Source organism: Streptomyces sp. NPDC047453, from assembly GCF_040643155.1.
GTDB lineage: Bacteria > Actinomycetota > Actinomycetes > Streptomycetales > Streptomycetaceae > Streptomyces.
This window is the reverse complement of sequence record NZ_JBEYTS010000059.1, coordinates 1-17,024: the sequence shown is the minus strand read 5'-3', so window position 1 is coordinate 17,024 and position 17,024 is coordinate 1. Positions and strand designations below refer to the sequence as shown.

Annotated in this window: 12 protein-coding genes and 4 pseudogenes; 2 read left to right on the top strand and 14 right to left on the bottom strand. The window is 69.5% G+C overall.

From position 1 onward, the window contains the following. Nucleotides 1-83: 83 nt before the first annotated feature. From efeB to ABZ818_RS32680, 3 genes are all read right to left on the bottom strand, one after another. Entirely contained in the window at nucleotides 84-1,340 is a 1,257-nt protein-coding gene (gene efeB, locus ABZ818_RS32690; protein WP_361422690.1) for an iron uptake transporter deferrochelatase/peroxidase subunit, read from the bottom strand. Next, entirely contained in the window at nucleotides 1,337-2,644 is a 1,308-nt protein-coding gene (locus ABZ818_RS32685; protein ID WP_361422687.1) for an EfeM/EfeO family lipoprotein, read from the bottom strand. Before ABZ818_RS32685 ends, efeB begins: the two co-directional genes overlap by 4 nt. A gap of 62 nt (nucleotides 2,645-2,706) precedes the next feature. Further along, nucleotides 2,707-4,827, bottom strand: a complete 2,121-nt coding sequence (locus ABZ818_RS32680; RefSeq protein WP_361422684.1) for an alkaline phosphatase family protein — start codon at nucleotides 4,825-4,827, stop codon at nucleotides 2,707-2,709. Nucleotides 4,828-5,299: 472 nt separating this feature from the next. On the opposite strand from ABZ818_RS32680, the pseudogene ABZ818_RS32675 reads away from it, so the two are divergent. Continuing rightward, a pseudogene (locus ABZ818_RS32675) lies at nucleotides 5,300-5,623 on the top strand (transposase); the annotation flags it as partial. Nucleotides 5,624-5,654: 31 nt separating this feature from the next. On the opposite strand, the pseudogene ABZ818_RS32670 reads toward ABZ818_RS32675, so the two are convergent. The 4 genes and pseudogenes from ABZ818_RS32670 to ABZ818_RS32655 form a co-directional block, all read right to left on the bottom strand. Then, nucleotides 5,655-5,864 (bottom strand): annotated as a pseudogene (locus tag ABZ818_RS32670) (integrase core domain-containing protein); the annotation flags it as partial. Between the two features lie 85 nt (nucleotides 5,865-5,949). Next, nucleotides 5,950-7,275 (bottom strand): IS110 family transposase, encoded by a 1,326-nt coding sequence (locus tag ABZ818_RS32665; RefSeq protein ID WP_361422681.1) that lies wholly within the window; start codon nucleotides 7,273-7,275, stop codon nucleotides 5,950-5,952. 236 nt (nucleotides 7,276-7,511) lie between these two features. Then, on the bottom strand, nucleotides 7,512-8,582 hold the full coding sequence (locus tag ABZ818_RS32660) for an IS110 family transposase (protein ID WP_361422678.1): 1,071 nt from the start codon (nucleotides 8,580-8,582) through the stop codon (nucleotides 7,512-7,514). A gap of 225 nt (nucleotides 8,583-8,807) precedes the next feature. Further along, nucleotides 8,808-9,841: pseudogene (locus ABZ818_RS32655) on the bottom strand (IS3 family transposase); the annotation flags it as partial. 132 nt (nucleotides 9,842-9,973) lie between these two features. On the opposite strand from ABZ818_RS32655, the gene ABZ818_RS32650 reads away from it, so the two are divergent. Beyond that, nucleotides 9,974-10,894 (top strand): prolyl oligopeptidase family serine peptidase, encoded by a 921-nt coding sequence (locus ABZ818_RS32650; protein ID WP_361422675.1) that lies wholly within the window; start codon nucleotides 9,974-9,976, stop codon nucleotides 10,892-10,894. A gap of 109 nt (nucleotides 10,895-11,003) precedes the next feature. On the opposite strand, the gene ABZ818_RS32645 is transcribed toward ABZ818_RS32650, so the two are convergent. From ABZ818_RS32645 to ABZ818_RS32615, 7 genes and pseudogenes are all read right to left on the bottom strand, one after another. Continuing rightward, on the bottom strand, nucleotides 11,004-12,296 hold the full coding sequence (locus tag ABZ818_RS32645; RefSeq protein WP_361422672.1) for a helix-turn-helix domain-containing protein: 1,293 nt from the start codon (nucleotides 12,294-12,296) through the stop codon (nucleotides 11,004-11,006). Then, entirely contained in the window at nucleotides 12,232-12,612 is a 381-nt protein-coding gene (locus ABZ818_RS32640; RefSeq protein ID WP_361422669.1) for a hypothetical protein, read from the bottom strand. The genes ABZ818_RS32645 and ABZ818_RS32640 overlap by 65 nt, the downstream gene beginning before the upstream one ends. 117 nt (nucleotides 12,613-12,729) lie before the next feature. After that, on the bottom strand, nucleotides 12,730-13,842 hold the full coding sequence (gene menC / locus ABZ818_RS32635; protein ID WP_361422666.1) for an o-succinylbenzoate synthase: 1,113 nt from the start codon (nucleotides 13,840-13,842) through the stop codon (nucleotides 12,730-12,732). Further along, entirely contained in the window at nucleotides 13,839-14,750 is a 912-nt protein-coding gene (locus ABZ818_RS32630; RefSeq protein ID WP_361422663.1) for a GNAT family N-acetyltransferase, read from the bottom strand. The genes menC and ABZ818_RS32630 overlap by 4 nt, the downstream gene beginning before the upstream one ends. Before the next feature lie 13 nt (nucleotides 14,751-14,763). After that, nucleotides 14,764-16,002, bottom strand: coding sequence for a M20 family metallopeptidase (locus ABZ818_RS32625; protein WP_361422660.1), 1,239 nt, complete (start codon nucleotides 16,000-16,002; stop codon nucleotides 14,764-14,766). Between the two features lie 138 nt (nucleotides 16,003-16,140). Then, a complete protein-coding gene (locus tag ABZ818_RS32620; protein WP_361422657.1) occupies nucleotides 16,141-16,716 on the bottom strand; it encodes a hypothetical protein in 576 nt (191 codons plus the stop codon). Between the two features lie 65 nt (nucleotides 16,717-16,781). Beyond that, a pseudogene (locus ABZ818_RS32615) lies at nucleotides 16,782-16,946 on the bottom strand (IS5/IS1182 family transposase); the annotation flags it as partial. Nucleotides 16,947-17,024 lie beyond the last annotated feature (78 nt).

Here is a 17,024-nt window from a genome sequence, read left to right as displayed (position 1 = left end):
CAATGGGGATGTCAAGTCGGTCGAAGGTGCGGCGGAGCTTCGTGCGGCGTGGGCGGCAGGTTGAGCAGCACCACTGGCGCTCGTCACGAGAACATGCCTCGCCCCAGCCAGTCCTCGCGGTTCCGCACTCCGGGGAGGGCGAAGAAGTAGCCGCCGCCGAACGGGGAGATGTAGTCCACCAGCGGCTCGTCGATCAGGCGCTTCTGCACCGTCACGAACTGGCGCTCGAGATCCTGGTTGAAGCAGACGAAGATCAGCCCCATGTCGAGCTGACCGTTGGGGTCGGTGCCGCCGCTGTAGTTGAACCCGCGACGCAGCATCCGCTGATCGTCTGCCGAGCCGTCATGCGGGTTGGCCACGCGGATGTGCGCTGTGACCGGGACGACGTTGCCGTATGGGTCGCGTTCGTAGTTCGGCACGTCGAACTCCTTGCTGCCGGCGAGCGGCGCGCCGCTGTCGCGGTCGCGGCCGATCATGCGCTGCTGCTCCGTGATCGAGACCCGGTCCCAGAACTCCACGAACATCCGGATCAGGCGCACGACGTGGTACGAGCCGCCCTCGACCCAGTCGGGCTCCCGGTGGCCGCCGTGCGTCCAGACGAGACGGTCGACGAGCGTGCGATCGCCGGTGAACTCCTGGTTGGCGGTGCCGTCCTTGAAACCGAGCAGGTTCCGCGGCGTGCCACTCGGCCGCGGCGGGCTCACGAAGCCTTCCTTGCGCCACAACACCTGCAGGTCGGCGCGAGTGGCGCGCATGAGGATGCGCAGCGCGTGCAGTGCTGTGTCGCGATTGTTGGCGCAGATCTGCAGGAGCAGGTCTCCGTCGCACATGCTGCGGTCGAGGGCGTCGTTGGGGAACTCGTCCATGGGCCGCAGCAACGCCGGCTTGGCGTTCGCGAGGCCGTACCGCTTGTCGAAGAGACTGGCGCCCACGCTGACCGTGACGGTGAGCCCGTCCGGAACGACCTGGGTGCCGAGCACGCCGTTCTCATAGCTGGTCGATGCCATGCCGTCGTACGGCACGTCCTCACCGCTTGTCAGGTAGCGAATGGTGGACGTGAGCGTCTGCAGCGTCTGCTGAAGCTGAGCCCGGTCGGCTGAGGTGACCGTGAACGAAACGAAGACGGCGGCGCGCTGTGGCGGTTCCAGGATGCCCGCCTGGTGGGCTCCTTCGAAGGGGTAGCTCGCCGACGGCGCCTGCTCGGTGCCGGGCGCGGCGGTCGCCGCGCTCGCGGCGTCGTCTCGCACGCCGGCCGAGGCCGTGATCGCGGCAGCGACGGCGCCGGCCGAGCCGACGGCCAGGGCGCCGAGGAGGCCTCGCCGGGTGGTGTGCGGGTTCATTTGCCGTTGCCTCCGGTCGCGCCGCTGCTGTCGTTCCCAATGCCGCGTCCCTCGTCGGGACTGTCGCGAGGCTCGGTGATGGGTGGGATGTGGGAGAGAAGCTCGACGGCCTGCTGGACATGAGCATTGAGTTCGGCTCGTTGCACAGCGGTGAGGGAGGTCAGCGGCACCCAGCCGTTCGTATGGTGGTAGCTCTCGACGAGCACCTGGGTCTGGCGCAGCCAGCTCTGCGTCCGGCCGAGCCACGGATCCTGAGCAGTCAGCAGCGGCACCAGCGGCTGAAGCGCGTGAAAGGTGCCGGTGATGTTCGCATCGACGGTGGCGAGCTCGGTGTGGCTGCCGGCATCGCCGATCCCGTTGAGGTCCTTGCCGAGCGTGTCCTCGAGGATCTCATGGGCACGGATGCCCATGTCGAGCGGCGTGATCGAGTTCGGCTTGGCGAGCTCAGCCGGCAGCTTTCCGACATTCGCGATCAATGCGTCGGCGTACGGCGCGATCTCCGTTGGCGGCTCGCCTGCCCAGAGCAGCGCCTCGATCTTGCGGAAGCCGGTGAGGTGAGGTGCGGTGACCTCGGCGGCGTCGCTCGGCGGGTCGCCGTTGATCGCGTCACCCAGTTTCCCGAATGCGCCGTATGCGGCGCCGAGCTTCTCGTAGCTGAGATGCGCTGTCAACCAGTCCCGCTTCGCTGCGCCCACGTCCCCGGCGTGCAGATCCGCAGCAAGCTGCGTGACCTGCCTGCTCAGCGTCGGCAGCTGGCTCTGCACCCACGCCGTGTACTGATTAATGGGTATCCGAAGGTCGAGCGGCGTGACGGGCACGATCCCATTCACGGCTGTTGGTCCGGCGCCGCCGCCACCGGTATTGCCGGTTACGGCGATCGGCTTGCTCGACTTGATGGTGTATGCGGTGATGCAGACCCATTTGTAGGTGCCGGGCGGGATGACCCCGGTGACCTGGCGAGTGGCGTTGATGCCGAAGTTCTCGACCTCGAGATAGATCTTCTTACTGCGGGTGTCTTGGAGGTAGATCTCCATGTCGTCGCCCTCATCGTTCAGGACGTCGAAGCTGTAGTTGCCGGTGGGGCCGCCGTGCCAGTCGTCGATGCAGCTCGGCGTGCCGGACACGACGTGCACCTCAGTGCCCGCCGCCGTCCGCTTGACCGGGTGCGCCGCCCACGCCGCCGCGGCGGCGTCGACGAAGGGGCCTTTCACCGGGGAGTGCTGGCCAGCGGGCCACAAGCTGACCCCGACGATCGTCACCGTCGCGACGGCGACCGCCGCTACGACCGAGGCCCACAGCAGCAACCGCCGCCGTGGCCCCCCGTCAGTCGGCGGCCCTTGAGGATCAAGTGCCGGGTGCATGTCGCTCAGCTCTGGGCGACGCGGCCGGCGTAGCGCTGCTTCCAGCCGTCGACCCCCTTGGCGGTGATGACGATGTCGTAGTAGCCCGACTTGGTCGGCCAGGTGACGACCTTCGACGCGCCCGCAGCCACCGAGATGGCCTGGTCGCGATCGAGGAAGTCGTTGGCGACCAGCTCGAAGATCACGGCCTGCGAGCCGTCGCTGTGGAGGGTGAGCTTGACCTGCTGGCTGGCACCCGAGCCGCGGACCAGCTCGACCTCGATCCGCGGGATGGCGCCGTCGGTCTGCGCGGCCGGGACGACCTGGCCGGCGAACGTACGAACGAAGCGGTCCGGGCCGTAGATCGAGAACGCGTACTGACCACCGGTCTGTGTCGCGTCCCACATGTAGGTGCGCGGGTGGGTGTTGCTGACCGTGTACGGCGTGCCGTACGTCTGCTGCGGGAGGTACTTGTCGGGGAAGACCAGCATGCTCGCACCCTTGCCCGGGCGACCGCCGTCGAAGCTCATGGCCGCGGTGACCGTGCCGGCGGTGCGGTCCTCGACCAGCGTGGCGTGCTGGTGGAACGAGAGCGGGCGGACCTTGAGCGGGCCGGTGCTGTCCTGCGTCGGCATGACCTGCTCGCCGACCGGCGGCTGCGGCACGGGCGGCAGCGTCTTGTTTTTGTCGACGACCGCGGCCAGGCTTGCCGGGGTCGGCAGCGACGGGAACGAGTTGTCGAAGCTGGTGAAGTCGATCGCCGAGAGCATGTCGCCTGCGACCGTACGGCGCCAGGCGCTGATGTGCTTGCAGATGGCCGGCTTGCCGAGGGCGGTGGTCCACTGCTCGAGCAGCATGATCGTCGAGGTGTGGTCGAAGACCTCCGAGCAGACGTAGCCGCCGCGGGTCCAGGGGGAGATCATCACGAGCGGGACGCGACCGCCGAAGCCCGGGTTCAGACCCGGCGCACCCTCGCCCGGTGTGCCGTCCTCGGGGATGGGAGGCAGGACATGGTCGAAGAAGCCGCCCTGGCCGACGCGGTTGGCGCCGTTGGGCTCGTCGTAGTTGAGGATGATGAGGGTCGAGTCCCACAGCTCCGGGTTGTCGTGCACGGCCTGGATGACGCGGTCGACATAGATCGCGCCGTCATTGGGGGAGTGGTTCGGGTGCTCGCTCCACGAGGCCGGCGAGGTGACCCAAGAGACCTGCGGCAGGGTGCCCGCAGCGCAGTCGGCGATGAAGTCGCGCAGCACGTAATCGAGGTTGGATCGGTCGTTCTTCTGATCCGCCGGCGGGTTCGTGTACGACGCGGTGATGTTCGCGCGGGCGATGAGACCCTTGCCCGGCTCGAAGTCGGCCGCTGTGGCGTTCGCCGGGTTGTAACGCGCGAAGTCGCGCAGCGTGTTGTCCTCGTAGTCGCCGAACCAGCCGACGTCCTTGTTGTTGTCGAGGTACATCTGCCAGGTGACGCCCGCCTTCTGGAGGACCTCCGGGTAGGTCTCCCACTGGAACAGGAACTGGCCGTTCTGGCTGTTGTTGATGCGCGGGCCACCGCCGAGGACGCCCTGCGGGTCGTTCGTGCCGGTCCACATCATGATGCGGTTCGGGTCGGTGCTGGTGTTGAGCGAGCAGTGGTAGTGGTCGGCCACCGTCCACGCCTTCGCTATGGCGTGGTGGAACGGCACGTCCTGCTCCTCGAAGTAGAACATGCGGCTGCTGGTGTTCTGCGCGTTGTACTTCGTGGTGTCCGCGCGGTACGGCAGGAGATAGCCCTCGGCGCGGCTGTTCGGCTCGTAGAAGTTGGTCCGCCCGTTCTGCCAGGTCAGCGCCTGCTTGTCGTTGAAGCCGCGCGCGCCCGGAAGGTTCAGCGTGCCGAAGATGTGGTCGAAGGACCGGTTCTCCTGGGTGACGATGACGATGTGCTTCAGGTCGGCGATGGTGCCGGTCCGGCCCTTCGGCATCGCCGCAGCGGATGCCTGCAGGCGATCGGCACCCAGCCCGGCGTACACCGCGGCACCGGCCGCGGCCGTCACCCCGGCGGCATGGAAGAACTTGCGGCGCGTGAAGTGCCGCCCCGAGGAGGGCGCACTCGCAGCGGGCATGGCGCCCGACTCGGGCTCTACGAAGTTGTCCTCGTTGTTCGACATGGAGATGCCTCGTCTCGTCGTGATGGCGAAGTCGTTGGGGATTCGTGGACCAGCCGCGGCGTCACAGGCTCATTGCCGCGAGTGTCGACGAGGGAACACATGGCGGAACCACAGCCGAACCCCAGCTGTGGACTAGACCCGTTATTGGTCCGTTATCTAGATGGTTCGTGCCCGCCATCGGGCCGGCGGGTCTGGGTGCGCGGGTGCGGTGGGGAGTCCCGGCGGCTGCACGAATACGGCCACCACTGACTCGCCGTGAGGGAGGCCTGCAGGCCTACAAACTGGTCGTCTCTCACGCTCTGCGCTAGTTAGCGCGGTAGGACGCCGCCCCGGCGCCCCGGGAATGAGCGGGGAGTGGATCATGAAAATCCCCACTGCCGGGGAGTCAGATTGACCCTTCAGGCCGGAACGGACATCCCTGTGCGCTGGCTCCTGCCCCACCAAGCATGACTTACTTCGGCTGCTGGAGTCACTGCGTTCGGCGGACGGGCTCGAACTCGTCCGTTCCGTGGCCGAGCGGATGCTGCATGAACTGATCGAGGCCGAGGCGACCGCGAGGATCGGCGCGGAGTGGAACGAGCACACCGAGGCACGTACCGCCTTGCGTAACGGGCACCGCGACAAGACACTGACCACGCAGGGCGGTGACCTGGACCTGGCCATACCCAAGCTGGGCTCGGGCAGCTTGCTCCCGAGCCTGCTGGAGCGGCGCCGCCGCATCGACCAGGCCCTGTTCGCCGTCATCATGGAGGCCTACGTCCATGGCGTGTCCACCCGCTCGGTCGACGACCTGGTTGAGGTTGATCCCCGGGAGTGGACACCGGGTTTCATGCGACGAGTGACAGCGTACGTGACGTGATCAGTTGCTGTTCGAACTCGGCTGGTGTGAGGTAGCCGAGCGCGGAGTGCCGACGGCGCCGGTTGTAGTACGACAGCCAGCGGAACAGCTCCAGCCGGGTCTGTGCCTTCGAGGTCCAGCGGCGGCCATGGAGCAATTCGCGTTTGAGGCCCTGGAAGAACGACTCGGCGAGGGCATTGACGCTGATCGGAAAATCGATGTGCGGGAGGGCAGGCGGCAGCATCCGGGCCGCTTGCGGCCCGGATGACGGTGAGACGGGACGGTCAGGTTGATGCTGGGCTGAGGGCGACTTGGTGGCCGAGGGCCTGGAGTTGGCGGACGAGGTCGCGGGTTTTGCGGACGGGATCGAGGTGGCGGCGGTGCCAGTCGGCACCGAGCTCCTGGTAGGAGGCGTCCGGGTCGTTGATCAGGTGCCAGGAGATGACGAGTATCGAGCGGGCGACGGCGACCAGAGCTTTGGCATGGCCGCGGCGTTTGACGATGCGCCGGTAGCGGGCGCCGAGGAAGGTGTCGGTGCGGGCGGCAGCGTTGGCAGCCTCACCGAGAGCGCCCTTGAGCCAGGGGTTTCCCTGCCCGGCTGGCCCTGAGGTGTTCTTCGCTCCGGACTGGATCGTGCGGGGGCACAACTTGGCCCAGGACACCAGGTGTTCAGGGGTGGGGAAGCGGCTCATGTCCGCGCCGATCTCGGCGAGGATGATCTGCGCGGTGGCCGGCCCGATCCCGGGGACGGCGTCCAGCTTCTCGGCCAGGGTCCGCGCACTGACCGCAGCGGCCTCGTCCCCGGTTCCTGTGCTGCCTGGCGGGGTGGTGATCTCCTCCAGCGTCAGGGCGATCAGCCGGCCGAGTTCGTCAATCTGTGCGGTGAGGTGGTCGACGGTGGACAGCAGCACCCGCAGCAGCCGGGCGTGGTGGTCTTCGAACTGCCCCGTCAGGGCCTCGATGAGGGCTGGCTTCTTCTTGACCAGGTTGCCCTTGGCGAGGTCGGCCAGGGTGCGCGGGTTGCGTTCCCCGGCGACCATCGCGTCGAGCATGGCACGCCCGGACATGCCGAACAGGTCCGAGACGACGCCGGACAGTTTGATCTGCGCGTCCTGCAGGGCCTTGTCGACGCGGTGCTTGTGCCGGGTGCGTTCCTGGACGAACACGGTGCGGGTGCGGGTGTAGTCCCGCAGCTGTCGCACCGGCTTCGGTGGGACGAATGAGGCGCGGACCATGCCGCGTTCGGCGAGCTTGGCCAGCCAGACCGCGTCCAACTTGTCCGTCTTCGGGCGCCCGGGGACGTTCTTCACGTCACGGGCGTTGACGAGCCAGCAGTCCAGGCCGCGAGCCTCCAGCAGATAGAAGAACGGGCGCCAGTACGAGCCTGTCGCTTCCATGACCACCCGCTCGACGCCTTGGCACAGAAGCCGGTCGCCGAGTTCGAGGATCGTGTTCGTGGTCGAGGCGACCGTCCAGACCTTCTGAACACGTCGGCCTTCGATGATGTCGTGCGGGACGCGCAGGCAGACCATCCCGGACGCCTTCGCGATGTCGATCGCCGCAACCCTGGCGACCGTCCCGTCGTCGTGGTCTTCTCCCAACTCCTCCATGACATACCCCCTGGTGCGCTGGTGCAGGCAGGGGCTGCCCGGGAAGCCAAAGGGGTAACGGAGAAGCTGATCGGCGTGCTCAAGGCGACAGTGTGCGGCCCCCTCGGACGACTCCCTCACCAGACTCCTATGCGGGCTCACAGCCCAAACATCAAGCGGCGTCGGCGGACAGCCCCTGTACCGATTTTCACGCCCGCGGGGCGTCACCGCAGGTGAACGGTCGACTCCTATAGTTGTCAACTCGCCGCGGTGGCCCTCCGTGGCGCCGGCCGAAGCAGGTGGTAGACCTCGCGGATGACGTAGCGCTTGAGGCATCTGATGATCTCGCGTTTCGTCTTGCCCTCGGCGGTGCGGCGGGCGACGTAGTCGATCGTGGGCTGGTGAAACTGCATTCGGACGATGACGGTTCTGTAGATCGCGGCGTTCAGCTGGCGGTGGCCACCGTGGTTGATGCGATGCCTGCCGCCAGTCATGCCGGAGCCGGTGGGCACGGGAGCGATGCCCGCGAGCTTGGCGAGGGCGGCTTCAGACTTGATCCGCTCGGGGTTGTCGCCGGTCACCACGAGGATCTCCGCGGCCGTGTCCACGCCGATGCCGAAGGGCTCGAGCAGTTGCGGGGCGACCCGCTGGACCAGGTCGCCAATCATCTTCGTCAGTTCCTTGGCCTCGGCGTCCAGGTACTGCCACCGCTTGGCGAGCGTTCGCAGGGTGTGCCGAAGGGCGTCCTCGGGTCCTTCCAGACGGCGAGGACGCAGAGCTGCCAGTTGCCGCGCCAGGCTGATCTGTGTCTTCCCGGCAGTCTCCCGACGCAGGGCGTCCGAGGCGTGGACGAGCATCGCCTTGATTGTGACCATCGCCGCCGCACGCTGTTCAACGGCTTGGTCATGGGCGATCTTGAGCTGGCGAACCATCTCGGCTTCGCCGTCGGCGGTCTTCGGCGTGGCCGTCGCAAACCCGGCCAGCACGGCGCGGGCGGCGTTTTCGGCGTCCAGGGTGTCGGACTTTCCGTTCATGCGCCGCAGCCGCCGGTCCGGGCGTCCGGCCTCGACCACCTTGTGACCGGCCCTGCGCAGGAATGAGGTCAACGTGGCGCCGTAGGAGCCGGTGCCCTCGATCCCGAAGGCCAGAACGTTACCGAACAAGCCTGCCCAGTCCGCCAGTTGCTGGAAGCCGCCGGTGTCGGTGGGAATCGTGAGGGTGGCCAGGATGCCGCCGATTGTGTCCATCACCGCTGCGACGTGCACGTGCTTGTGCGTGTCGACGCCGACCACGACGTGCCCGGATCTGGGTTGCTCGCTGGTCTGCACGGAGTTCCTTCCGGTCGGTAGCGTGGGGTTCACGCTGTCGCCGGTCGGACGGACAGGACTGTCACGGGGACGCTTTGGCGAGTCGGCTCCAGGCTCTTATCAGGTCACGTCCGTCCGGCGGCAGCGCTTGCTGCGTGCCCGGCCGGGCGGTCGACAGATCAACGCCAGGACACTCACGGGGTCAGTCATAAGCATGAGTCAGACCGCCTCAGCCGGGGCTACCCGATCCTTGCGGGATCCGGTGCGAAAAGACTGACAGTCATAGCTTGAGCCGACCTGGCCCATGCTGCGGCGGATGCCGTGCCGGCGGCAGACCTCGGCGAAGGCGGCCGCGCTGTATTGGGCGCCCCTGGCGGTGTGGAAAACGACGCCGTGGACCCGGCTGCCGCGGGTGGCCACGGCCATTTCGATCGCGTCGGTGACCAGGGAGGTGCGCATGTGGTCGGCGATCGACCAGCCCACCACCTTTCTCGAGCAGATGTCGATCACCGTGGCGAGGTAGAGCCATGTCGTGCCGACGGCTATGTACGTGATGTCGCCGCACCACCTGGTGTTCAGCGTGTCCGCGGTGAAGTCGCGCATCACCAGGTCCGGCGCGGGCGGCGCGGTCCTGTCCGCGATCGTCGTCCGCTTCTTCTTGCGTAGGTGCCGGTCGCCGATGTGGTTGATCCGCATCAGCCGGGTGACGCGCTTGCGGTTGATCCTGCGTCCTCTTGCACGCAGTTCAGCATGGACGCGCGGGGCGCCGTAGGCGCCCTGGTGTTCGGCGTGGATGGCGCGGATCTCGCTCACGGTCCGCTTCTCCTCGGCCTGGCGCTCGGTGCGGGCCTGTTCAGTGGCCAGGTGCCGGTAGTAGCCAGCGCGGGACGCTCCAAGCACCCGGCAGATCCGCTTGACGCCGAAGTCGGCGCGGTTGTCGGAGATGAAGTCCCAGCGGCGGGGGCTCACTTCACCTCCCGGGCGAAATAGGCAGCAGCCCGGCGCAGGATCTCGCGCTCCAGCTGCCACTCCTGCTCGGCCTTGAGCAGTCGAGCGTTCTCCGCTCGCAACCGGGCTAGCTCCTCGGCCGCGCTCACGCTGCCGTCGTGGCCCTCGGGCACGGCCTGGGCCTCGTCCTTGCGCACCCACGTCCGAAGCGACTCCGCGGTGATGCCGAGATCCGCGGCCACCGCCGCGTACGTCCGCTTCCCGGCCGCGGCGCGGTAGAGCGCGACAGCGTCCTTCCTGAACTCCTCCGGATACGGAGACTTGCGTCCCACCTGGACATCCCTCCCTGGACCATCAAGATCCATTGTCGGGGTGTCCACTCCAAAGGATCAGCCTCACTGCGGTCGCTGACCCCGGTCGGCGAACACCTCTACCTCAGCGAGTTCGACCGGACCCACGCCCGGGTGCGCGTCATCGACCACGACGGTGTCGTCACCGGAGAGGTGCCGTTGCCGGGGAAGGGCGCGCTGTCCGCCCCGTTCTTCGCCCTGACCGGGCTGGCCGTGAGCCCGCCCACGGACGACTTCGTGTTCGCGTTCTCCACCCTGACCAGCTCCTGGGGCGTCTACCGGCATCGGCCGGGGGAGTCCGGCATCGAGACGCTGTCCGCACCCGCGGTCACCCTCGTCGCCGAGGTCACGTACGAGCATGCCGTCGCCGCCGACGGCACGGAGATCCCGTACCACGTGGTGCGTCCGGCGGGCAGCCGTCCGGACGGGCCCGCGCCGACCCTGATCTCCGCGTACGGGGCGGCCAACGTGCCGCTGCTGCCGCAGTACCAGCCGGAGATGGCCGCGTTCGTTGCGGCAGGCGGTGTCCTCGTCCAGGCGCACCTGCGCGGCGGCGGCGAGTTCGGCCGGGACTGGCACCTGGCCGCGCACCGGGAACACAAGCAGGTGCGCGACCAGGACCTGATCGCGGTGGCGGAGCACCTGATCGGCTCCGGGCTCACGGCGCCCAGCCGGCTCGCCCTGTCCGGCGGCTCGGACGGCGGCCTCATGTGCGGGATCGCCATCACCGGGCGGCCCGACCTGTGGTGCGCCGTGCTGCCGCTGGCCCCGCTCCTCGACCTCGTCGGCGGCATCCGCGACCCCTATCTGAACTTCGTGATCCGCAAAGCGTGGGCCGATCCCGACGACCCCGGCGACGTTCGGCGCCTGCTGGGCCTCTCGCCCTACCACCTGATCCAACCCGGCGACTTCCCCGCCGTTTACGTCCAGGCCGGGGCGGCCGATCCGCGGTGCGCGCCGTGGCATGCGCGCAAGTTCACGGCACGGCTGCAGGCGGCGCAGCGGGGGGACGCGCCGATCGTGCTGCACGTCTGAGGCGGGACACGGCGCGGCCACCTCGCCCGAGGTCGCCGTCGCGCAGGACGCCGAATGGCTGGCCTTCCTGATCGGAGTCCTCGGCCTGGACGGCCCGGCTGCGGGCCGCTCAGCGGCCCGGAGCGTCTCTGAGCGCCATCAGGTGCAGCTGGAGCATGGCCGACAGGCGCGCGGAGCGGTCGTTGAGGTCGATCCGGCCCACCTCGGCCGCCCGCCGCAGGCGGTAGCGGAACGTGTTGGGGTGGACGAGCATCGCGGCGGCCGCCGTCGCGACGTCGCCGAACGCGTCGAGCCAGTGCCGCAGCGTCTCCAGGAGGTTCGTCTCGTGCGTCGCGTCGTAGGCGATGACGCGGGCGACGGCCCCGCTCGGCAGATCACCCCGCGGGACGAGGTCGGCGAGTTCGCAGAGCAGCGCCTCGACATGGACGTCGTCCAGGCGGGCGACCTGCCGCCCCGGGCTGCCCGAGCGGAGCACCCGCAGGGCCCGCTCGGCGCCGGTCCGTGAGCGGGCGAGCGCCGACGCGTCGTCCGCGTAGGGGCCCACGCCGATCAGCGGGCGCAGCTGTGAGCGCACCCGGGCCAGGAACTCGGTGGCCATCCTGGCTGCCCGCTCCTCGGCCTCGTGCTGGTCCTGCGACAGCTGCGGTAGGACGCCGTAGGCGATGTCGCCGATCAGCGCCGCGGTGGCGCGCGGATGGACCGCGGCCAGGTGCATGTCGAAGGCGTCGGCGAGGCGTTTGCGTTCGGTGGCCGTACGGGCGGGCAGCCGGTGCTCGCCCGCGGCGTCCACGACGGTGAGCGCGAGCACCACGCATGGCTCGTCCTTCAGACCGAGCCGGCGGATCGCCTCCGGGGTCCCCGGACCGCTCTCCAGCGCGGTGGCGAGCAGCTCCGCCCGCTTTCGCCGCTCCATGTCCGCGTCGGCGCGCTGCCACACCATGTGCATAGCCACCAGCTTCGACGCCTCGTAGAGCGCCTCGCTGCGGTCCTCGCTCAACGGCTCGGACACCACCGCCCAGATCGTGCCGAGGATCTCGTCCCCGGCCCGCACTGCGATCGCGGCGCGGGGCAGCTCACGCGGCTGGTCCGTGCCCTCCGGCTCGGGCAGCTCGGCGACGTGCACCGGACGTTCACTGCGGTAGATCGTCTGGAACACGCCGCGCTCCTTGAGGATGCGGGTGTAGTGCTCGGGGACCTGACGGCCCAGGATCGTCTGGACCCGCGAGTGGTCCACGTCCTTCTGACGGCTGGAGAACGCGAGCAGCCGTGAGTTGCGGTCCTCGATGGTGACGGGGGCGTCGAGCAGCGCCGCGATGGCGTTGGCGACGGCGAACAGGTCACCGGACTCGATCCGGCCCGCCGCCGGGCCCTGGGGGCCGTCGCTGGTGAGGGTGCGCAGCATCCCCGCCAGGTGGGTCCAGGAGGCGCCGCGCGTGAAGGCGAGCAGCACCACGCCCGACGACGGGCGCGCGTACCACGAGGGCCACGGCGCCGCGCTCGCCGAGCTGGGTGAGGACGCGGGCGATGTCGTCCGGCTCGTGCAGGGCGACGCCGAGGACCAGGGCCCGGTCCGGGAGCTCGGGTTCGTCGAGCGGGTCGTGGATGACGACCCCGCCGATGTCACCGGCGCGTTCGGCGTCGCCGCAGATGACGTCGAGCAGGGTGGAGCCGAGCTCCTCGAGCACCCGTCCGAGGCCGGCCCGGGGGAGTCTGGTCATAGGGATGAGCACAGCGCAGAACGTAGCGCGGGGCTGTGCGGCCGGAGTTCGTCGTACATGACGAAAGGATGCCACCCGGTCCGTCCGTCCGGACGGACCGGATGGCACTTCGCCGGCTCAGGAGGTCGGCAGCGGCAGCCAGGTCGTCGAGGTGGTCACCTCGGCCAGGACCTCGGGGAGCGGGGAGACGCCGAGGCCCGGGCCGGTCGGCACCGTGAGATGGCCGTCCGCCAGGTGGAACGGTTCCGTGAGGTCGGTGCGGTAGTAGCGGTCGGAGGCCGAGGTGTCGCCGGGCAGGGCGAAGCCGGGCAGCGAGGCGAGCGCCACGTTCGCGGCGCGGCCGAGGCCGGTCTCCAGCATGCCGCCGCACCAGACGGGCACGTCGTGCGCCGCGCACACGTCGTGGATCCGGCGGGCCTCCAGGTAGCCGCCCACCCGGCCCGGCTTGATGTTGACCACCCGGCACGCGCCCAGGGTGAGGGCGGTCGCGGCGGCGCGGGCCGAGACGATCGATTCGTCGAGGCAGATCGGGGTGCTGATCCGCCGGGCCAGTTCCGCGTGGCCGAGCAGGTCATCCTCGGCCAGCGGCTGCTCCAGCATCAGCAGGCCGAAGGCGTCGAGCCGGGCCAGATGACGGACGTCGCTCAGCCGGTAGGCCGCGTTGGCGTCCACCTGCAGCGGGATGTCGCCGAACCGTTCGCGTACGGCGCGCACCGGCTCGACGTCCCAGCCCGGTTCGATCTTCAGCTTGATCCGCAGATAGCCGGCCTCCAGATACCCGCCGACGACGTCGAGCAGCGCCGGAACCGACTCCGTGATCCCCACCGACACCCCGCACGGCACCCGGTCGCGGACCCCACCCAGCGCCTCGGCGAAGGACACCCCCCGGGCCCTCAGCTCCGCGTCCAGCACCGCCGTCTCCAGCGCGGCCTTCGCCATCCGATGCCCCTTGAACGCCGCGAGCGCCGGGGCCACCCGGTGCCCGGCGAGATCCGGCACCGCGCCGAGTGCCGGGACCAGGAAGCGGCCGAGCACGTCCACCGCACCGTGGGTGTACTGCGAGGAGTACAGCGGAGCCGTGCCCGCCCCGCACTCGCCCCAGCCCTCGGACTCCGCGCCGACCACCCGCACCAGCAGCGCCTCGCGCACGGTCTCGGTGCCGAAGGACGTGCGGAACGGGGAGACCAGGGGCACCTCGACGGTGCGCAGCTCCACTCCTTCGATCTTCATGCCGTCTCCTGTGAGGTGTCGTCACGGTCCACCAGATACCAGCCCGCCGGGTCGAACCCGCGGACCCGCCCGCCGTCGGCAAGCAGCCCGCCCAGCACGTCACGTACCGCGCCGCGCCAGCTCGCCGCGCAGGCCGGATCGCACTCCCGCAGCCCTTCGATGTCCTCAGGGACGGCCACCAGGACGGTCCGTGCCCCGTGCGTGGTGCGCGCCTCCGACGGCCCGCCGCCGGGGGAGACCCCGAGCGCGACGGCCGCCCCCCGGGCCAGCGCCGCCCGCGCGTCGACCCGCCGCGGCTGGCCGGCGCAGGCTGCCGCGGTGTCCGGCGCGGCCAGCGTCCACCGCACCAGGATCCGATCGCTGTGGTCGCTCCGGTTGATCCTGTCGTCGATCGGCCCGTAGAAGTCCGGCAGGTACTCGGCCGGTTCGGCGGCCAGCTTGGCGAGGTTGAAGTACGCGTTGCGCCGCACGAGCGGGTCGTACGTCCAGCAGATCTCGCCCACCCCCTGGGCCAACGCCCAGGCCCGCTGGTGCAGTTTCAGGGCGAAGCCGATGTTGCGCCGCCGGGCACCGGGCAGCACCCCGGCGATGTGACTGTGCAGGGCGCCGCGCGCGGGCGGCGAGAAGAATCCGAAGCAGGAGCCGACCAGTTCACCTCCGCGGTAGGCGCCGCTGATGTAACTGCCGGCCTTCGCCAGGGCCCGCAGCAGGTCGGCCGTCACCACCGGACTGCTCTCGCCGGTCCGCCAGATCCGCTCGTACAGGCGCCGGACGACTTCCAGGTCGGCGACGCTGTCCAAGGTGCGGATGCCGACACCGGCGGCGCGCGCGGCGGCGTCGGCCACGGCGTACGCGGCGGCGGGGAGTGGAGAAGGGGGCGCGGTGCGGTCGTGCAGAAGGTCACTCACGTCAGTCATGGTTTCAGCCCCGTTCGTCCGGCAGCTGGTACGGACGCACAGGATCGCCCTGGCCGCCTTGTGCGCCCGGACAGCCGTCTGGCTCCCGTAGCAGCTCCGCCACCAGCGCCGTAAGCAGCCGCGTGCGCGGCACCAACTCCGCCACCAGCACGTGCTCGTCCTCGGCGTGCGCGCCGCCGCCGACCGCACCCAGACCGTCGAGGGTGGGGGTATCCACGCCCGCGGTGAAGTTCCCGTCCGAGGCGCCGCCGACGGCCACCTCGGTGAGCGGCGCCAGCCCGAGTTCCCGCGCGATCCGGCTTGCCCGGTCGAACAAGGTCTGCGAAGCCTCCAGCGGCCGACGGTTCGGGCCGCCGCGCACCTCCACCGCCGCGCCGGGCAGCCGGGCCCTCAGGCCGCGCATCGCACGGTCCACCCGGTCCTGCTCGGCGGTGTCCCAGACCCGGACGTCGACGTCGAAACGGGCCGACGCGGGCACGGTGTTGCTCGTGGTGCCCGCGGCCATACAGGTCGGCGTGACGGTGGTCCCGCGTCGCGGGTCCCCCGTCCCGGCCACCGCCATGACCTGGTGGGCGGCCTCGACCGTCGCGTTCACACCACGTTCCGGTTCGAGCCCGGAGTGCGCGGCCCGCCCGTGCACCAGCACCTCGTAGCGTGAGACCCCCTTGCGCCGGGTCTTCAGCGCTCCCCCCGGCCCCGCGGCCTCGAGCACGAGCGCGGCCGTACAGCCGCGCGCCTCCCGCTCGATCAGCTCCCTGGACGTGGGCGAGCCCGGCTCCTCGTCGCCGGTAACGAGCAGGGTGACACCGTCCAGCGGGTGCGCGGAGCCGGATTGGCCCAGGTGCGCCCCGGCCAGCGCCGCCAGCGCGTGGAACGCCATGGCCAGGCCCGCCTTCATGTCGAAACAGCCGGGGCCCCGCAGTACGCCGTCCCGGACCTCGAAAGGACGGTCGTCCAGCGATCCGATGGGCCAGACCGTGTCGTGATGCCCCAGGAGCAGGACGCGCGGGGTGCCGCCGAAGCGCCACCGCAGGTGAGTCCGGCCGTCGATGACGACGCGCTCGGCCTCGGCCCCGATCCGGGCGGCCCCGACCCGGGCCACGGTCTCCGCGCTCCGGGCCACGGCCGTCAGGTCGTCCGAGGGCGACTCGCACCGCACGAGCCGCTCGATGTCGGCGAGCAGCGCGGCCTCCTGCTCCTCGGCCTCAACGGCGTTGCTTCGTAGGGTATTTCGGTTCACCACGGCTTGGCGATCGGGCACAGCGGAGCCTCCGGTCGACGGATTTGCTCCAGCATCGTGAGCTGGGCCCTGCCGTGAGCTGTCCGTTCGGCCAAGAACGGGGTGCCGCGTTGGGCCGCGCCGATGAAACGCCGCGGAGCGTCACCCGCGATCCGGCCCTCGGACGGCGTTGCGCCGGTCGTGCCCGGCCGGTCCGTGCCAGTTGAGGACGACGACGGTGGCGTCGTCCTTGAGGTTGTTGCGGCAGGTGTCAATCCCCTCGTTCAGGGCGGCGTGCTCGGAGAACCTCCGAAACAGCCAGTCGATGCTGACCTTCCCGGCCGCAGCCACTGCCCGCAGGCGCATCTCCTCATCGGGGTTCTCGGAGTGCGCCATGACCCGCAGGCCGTCGAGGTCGCGGAAGGTCACGGGCCCGTCCAGGGAAACCTTCAAGGTATTGCGGATGGCGCAGCCGAAGCTGTGACTGAACACTCGGCTGGACGGGAGTTCAGGGACTTCGTTGTGCAGGAGGCCGATGTCGATCAGACCTCGCTGGAGCATCCGCCGTTGATCTTGGGTGGTGCCCTCATGCAGTACGGGCCGCAGGTGCGGTGCGCCTGCCTTCAAGGCATTGCGGACGGTGCCATGGCCGTGACCCAGTCTCTGCTCGGCGTGGCCGGACGTCGTCGCTGACTTCGTCCAGTCGAACGCCGAGCTCGCACTCGCCGCCGGCCCCACGTCCTTCGTCGACGAAGCAGGAGTGACGCGTACTCAGAGGACGTTCGGATTAAAGAAGTGGTAGTTCATGGTTTGTGCCAGACTATGACTATTTCTCCGGTGGCTCGTTTCGCGAGGTTGGAGATCATCGCGAGGCGGATCATGCTCTCGGAGTGGGCGGGTTTGGACTCGTAGTCGCGAGCAAGGCGACGGTGCATCATGATCCAGCCGAAGCTTCGCTCCATCGGCCAACCACACTGCGCTTATGGATAGTCAAGGCGGTGAGCGGGCAGCGATAATCGGCCGTGAGGGCCTGCAGCGGTTGGCTG

Bases quoted from the DNA above. Each gene is read 5' to 3' on its own strand.
- ABZ818_RS32645 (WP_361422672.1), bottom strand. From the start codon at position 12,296: ATGCTGCGCACCCTCACCAGCGACGGCCCCCAGGGCCCGGCGGCGGGC.
- ABZ818_RS32640 (WP_361422669.1), bottom strand. From the start codon at position 12,612: ATGACCAGACTCCCCCGGGCCGGCCTCGGACGGGTGCTCGAGGAGCTC.
- menC (WP_361422666.1), bottom strand. From the start codon at position 13,842: ATGAAGATCGAAGGAGTGGAGCTGCGCACCGTCGAGGTGCCCCTGGTC.
- ABZ818_RS32665 (WP_361422681.1), bottom strand. From the start codon at position 7,275: ATGGAGGAGTTGGGAGAAGACCACGACGACGGGACGGTCGCCAGGGTT.
- ABZ818_RS32680 (WP_361422684.1), bottom strand. From the start codon at position 4,827: ATGTCGAACAACGAGGACAACTTCGTAGAGCCCGAGTCGGGCGCCATG.
- efeB (WP_361422690.1), bottom strand. From the start codon at position 1,340: ATGAACCCGCACACCACCCGGCGAGGCCTCCTCGGCGCCCTGGCCGTC.